The sequence below is a fragment of the Psychromonas aquimarina ATCC BAA-1526 genome (assembly GCF_000428725.1).
GTDB classification, from domain to species: Bacteria; Pseudomonadota; Gammaproteobacteria; order Enterobacterales; family Psychromonadaceae; genus Psychromonas; species Psychromonas aquimarina.
In genome coordinates, this window is the sequence record NZ_AUAM01000094.1 from 1 (window position 1) to 4,362 (window position 4,362).

The following is a 4,362-nucleotide window of genomic DNA, read 5'->3' on the forward strand; positions in this document are numbered from 1 at the left end:
TCTGTCGCAAATAGTTTTTTAGTGAAAATGAAAATGAAAATTTAATATCCATTAAAAACAGACACTTTAAAAGTCACAAAATACCAAAATTTGCTATTTGCGACAGAACCGGACTGCCTCCTGTTTATACGGGACGTATTTGATACTGAGATGAGCATTGCCACCATTTTCAATATCCATGATGCGGCTTGACAGAAGGCTATGCTGCTCAATGTGGCCTACCATCTGGTAGTCTATCCGGCAGAGCTCATCTGATGAAATATTTCATAAAAACCAGGACGTTTTGAAATCTGTCTTGCATTATAACCCTTATGGTTACTGGATTTCATTCCAACAATAAACGCAAAAGAGCCCAGAACCGTCTTAGAAGTGGTATGCTAGGTTGGTCATAAGCAGTACTTCATCTCCAATTTTTACTGAATCGCCTTCAAATTCCATATCGCTAGTATGATAAATATAAGCGGCTTCTGTCCCAACGCTCCAGTCATTAAATCTATAATCCAATCCGGTTTGTACACCTAAAATAACACCATCTAGTTCTGATAGGTCATAATCGGCATCAAGCATTTCGTAACCTAATTTACCACCTACAGTCCATTTAAGACTATCAGCGATAGGTACCATATAATCATATTTACTATAAATGGTACCGACTTCTTGGGAGTCATCACCTTCGCCTTCTTGAGATACTCCTCGATAGTCATAACCCAGAGTCAGCTTATGAGTTTGATTTAAAATGACACCGCCATGTAAGCCAAATACCAACGAAGACGACATATCCTCTTCTGTTTTTATACCGTTGTATTCGGATTCAATACTGCCACTTAATCTGGCCCCCAGATCTCCTCCTAAAAAATATTCCGTTTGAGGAGCTGGATTACTTGCAAAAGCAGCACCTGCAAATGTTGACATCATGATTAGAGTAAGTGATTTTTTGTTGAACATATTCATATGTGACCTATTAATAACTCAAGTTCCGGGATTGAAACAAAAGTATTTATGTAACCGACTTATATAAAAGAAGTTAATGCCTCACTGCGGTAAAGTGCGGCTCTTCTGCGTTTCTTGTTGGGATGGAATCTAGTAAACATAAGATTCTGTCGCGTCTTAGGAAAAGGAGTGATAGCTCTTTCCTACGGGCACAGTTAATTAAAGAATAATTATGCCGGGTATAAAAAGCACCTTCTCGAGCCTACTGTATTTTCTGACTTTTTCGTTTAGACAGTATCAGAAAGCTGGACCAGGCCAAAGATGCTAATAAATACTATATTTAAATGCTAATCAGCTACAGTTGGGAATACCATCGGGCTCTTTCCACTTTCCTGTTGGTATGGAAGTCAGGTTGAATAATAGTTACAATGAGTTATTCGAATTCAAATGTTCTCGTTATTATGGCTGACTTTACCCTACCTCTAGATATCAAATCACTTGAAATAATATCTCAGTACACTGATTAAAAAGGGAATATTGTACTTACAGTAAAGAGTAAATGACGTGGTCAACTAAATTCTCTCACCCTAGTTAAGCTACTTTTTCCAAATGCCCGTTCATCATTTCAAAGGTGTTCGGGCAGTGATAATCCAAATATGAATGAAGACGATTGCTGTTGTACCACATGGTTATACCAAAAGAATTTAATTTATGATCAGTTGGGGTATCTTCTACAAATTAGAAAATAACAGGTTTAATAATTGAAAAATATTACAGAACTATTAACCCCATATACGAATAACGCGAGTCTTAAGCTCCGCTATATGTCGGTACAAAAATTTCATGAAGGCCATTCTAGAGCTGCAATCGCAAAAATGCTTAATAATAAACAAAAAAGTCAGCTGAAAGAGTATGTCATTGCTCATGCAGTAAAAAAGCAAGGAGGCCGACTAATGGGTAAAGATATTCAAAAGACATATGGTGTGACTTACCACATAAGAAATATTTACAGGTTAATGAAGGAGTTAGGCCTTGTTTGGATCACTTCACGCTCTAAGCACCCTAAGCAAGATTTAGACGCTCAAGAAGTGTTTAAAAAAACTCTTAACTGAAACGATCACCATAATTCCAGTCATATTGCGCTAGATAAAGTGGACGTATGGTTTCAAGATGAAGCACGATTTGGCCAACAAAATACGACTACGAGAGTCTGGGCTGAGAAAGGCAGTCGGCCAACGGTTGTTATCGAATCTGTCATTTAAAGACTATGACGGTATGAGGTTTTTCATAAAATCAATCAATGTCAGAATCTAAATAGGCTTTAACCCATTTATTCACACTTACACGGCTTACTTTTAAGAATATTGCTATTTCTGTTCGGTTCTTTCCATCAACGAAATGAGAAACGGCTAATAACCTCATTCGTAATCTAGCATTAGATGTAGATTGAATAAGTTTAGGAAAATCAGGGAGCATATGGGCTCCTTTAAAGAACTCACATTAGATCACAAAATTAATGGGATTGGTATTAGCTGTTAAATATCTCAATTATATTGTCGAACAGAGTCATCGAAAAGGGAAGGGTAAAATGCATTAATGTTTAGGATGGAAATATTGGGCAGGAGCAAAGTCAACATTAGCAGGTGTTGAACTTTGCTCCATGATTAAGCAAGGACAGATGGTTAACTTCAAAGATATAACGCCATGGGATCAGTTTTATTCGCTAGCAGCATAATTGTATCTGAGGAAAAGTGCCCCCTTCATATAGAGCTACATAATCTTAATTTGCGATAGAGCCCTATACATGTAGTGATTAACTAGCGTTTTAACAGGAGACGATACTGATTTTTTAATTCCGTTATTATTTCTTCCAATACTTTTCCTTTGTTATTTTCACTGAAGAAAAGTATATGACCTATTGCCCAAGAATCATTTAAATGGTAGTTTTTTAATTCTTTAATCGTATTGTGGTACCTTTCATCTTCTGCTACATGCCTTGGTAAAAATGCCCAACCAGAGCTTTGCAAAAGTTCAAGCAACAGCGTTTCCTTGCCGATAATTTGCTGATGATCGGAGTAGCTTGCTCGTTCGCTAAAACCTGCATCCGCAAAACTATTTAAAACATATCGGTTTTCTAACTGAAGATCTTGGAATGTCACTGGTGCCAACGATTGTAACGGAGAATCAATCCGTGTGTACATAGCGCCTGGTAAATCACCGAGCACACAGCAACCAAGTCCATTCGGAGGTAACAGTCTTTTAAACGATTGATTTTGAATTACAATGGCGAGGTCCACATCTAAATTAACTAGACGATTCAGTGCCTCCTCTCTACCTGCATATATCCAGTGTATTTTTGTTTCGCTAAAAAGAGATGATATATGACGGTTTACTTGGTAAACCAATTGATCGGGAACAGTCAAGTCCAGACAAATCGACAGTTCATTTTCTTCTTCATTATTCAACATTAACGCAGTATTTTGTAATTTCACTGATTGGTTTAGCAATATCGAAGCCTGACGTAGTAACAGTCGACCTGCTTCTGTAAGTTTTGGGACATTGTTGTTGCGATCAAACAGTGTTAATTCGAGAGCAATTTCCAAGTTAGCAACATGCTCACTTAGTGTAGAGCGGTTTTTTTTGAGTCTTCTGGCCGCTTTTGTGAACGAGCCGCACTCAGACACGGCTACAAATGCAGCTAGTTGTTCGAGATTATATTGTATCATGCGTAATTAACCTTCCATTCTAAATTAGGCAACTCTACAGACAATTGCTCGGTTCACTCAAGTAATAATCAATAATAGTGCCATATTTATGTTCTGTCGCAAACTCAAATTACATTGCTTTAAATGAAGGGGCTATTTTCCTTCAGATACAATTATGCTGCGAGAAAATGAAACTGATCCCATGGCGTCATCTCTTTAGAGTCAATCATCTGTCCTTGTTTGAGTATAGAGCAAAGTTCAACACCCGCTAAGGTTGATTCAGCACCAGCCCAAGACTTCCATCCTAAACATTGATGCATTTTTTACTTTTCGATGATTCTGCTCAGCGATATTATTAAGGTATTTTATGGTTAATACTTCAATCATAAACAGCATATATCCAGATAACCAAAGGCGAACATTAAGAGTATCTAACTTAGCAATATTCGCGTCGCTTTTATCGATGACGACTTTGCTTGGTAGCCCACTACTGCCTATCGCTTTTTTAAAGAATTTCCGTGTAGCGGGCTCATCACGTTTTTTACTTAAATAAAAATCAATAATAGCGCCGTATTTATCCACGGTTCTATAATAAACCCACTTACCTTTGATTGTTAGTAGAGTAAGAGACAGAGCGTAGTCGAACTATTTCTCTGCCTCTCCTCACCGAACCGCACATGCACCTTTCAGCGCATGTGGCTCTCCACTTAACCGTGGCCAACGGCCA

At 37.9% G+C, this 4,362-nt stretch carries 3 protein-coding genes and 3 pseudogenes; 2 read left to right on the top strand and 4 right to left on the bottom strand.

Features of this window, described 5'->3' with window-relative positions:
* Window positions 1-363 precede the first annotated feature (363 nt).
* Window positions 364-951 (bottom strand): outer membrane beta-barrel protein, encoded by a 588-nt coding sequence (locus tag G337_RS0118650; protein WP_211235825.1) that lies wholly within the window; start codon window positions 949-951, stop codon window positions 364-366.
* A gap of 740 nt (window positions 952-1,691) precedes the next feature.
* On the opposite strand from G337_RS0118650, the gene G337_RS26685 reads away from it, so the two are divergent.
* Window positions 1,692-2,042: a winged helix-turn-helix domain-containing protein gene (locus G337_RS26685; protein ID WP_051303393.1), complete on the top strand. Its 351-nt coding sequence runs from the start codon at window positions 1,692-1,694 to the stop codon at window positions 2,040-2,042.
* A gap of 199 nt (window positions 2,043-2,241) precedes the next feature.
* Here G337_RS26685 and G337_RS26690 read toward each other — a convergent pair.
* Window positions 2,242-2,406: pseudogene (locus tag G337_RS26690) on the bottom strand (helix-turn-helix domain-containing protein); the annotation flags it as partial.
* 49 nt (window positions 2,407-2,455) lie between these two features.
* On the opposite strand from G337_RS26690, the pseudogene G337_RS29615 reads away from it, so the two are divergent.
* A pseudogene (locus tag G337_RS29615) lies at window positions 2,456-2,665 on the top strand (IS6 family transposase); the annotation flags it as partial.
* 82 nt (window positions 2,666-2,747) lie between these two features.
* Here the strand turns inward: G337_RS29615 and G337_RS27890 are convergent.
* Both G337_RS27890 and G337_RS26700 read right to left on the bottom strand, forming a co-directional pair.
* Window positions 2,748-3,656, bottom strand: a complete 909-nt coding sequence (locus G337_RS27890) for a LysR family transcriptional regulator (RefSeq protein WP_051303395.1) — start codon at window positions 3,654-3,656, stop codon at window positions 2,748-2,750.
* A 258-nt stretch (window positions 3,657-3,914) separates the two neighbouring features.
* A pseudogene (locus G337_RS26700) lies at window positions 3,915-4,259 on the bottom strand (DDE-type integrase/transposase/recombinase); the annotation flags it as partial.
* Between the last annotated feature and the right edge of the window lie 103 nt (window positions 4,260-4,362).

Coding starts and splice junctions, on each gene's coding strand:
- G337_RS0118650 (WP_211235825.1), bottom strand. CDS start 951: ATGAATATGTTCAACAAAAAATCACTTACTCTAATCATGATGTCAACA.
- G337_RS27890 (WP_051303395.1), bottom strand. CDS start 3,656: ATGATACAATATAATCTCGAACAACTAGCTGCATTTGTAGCCGTGTCT.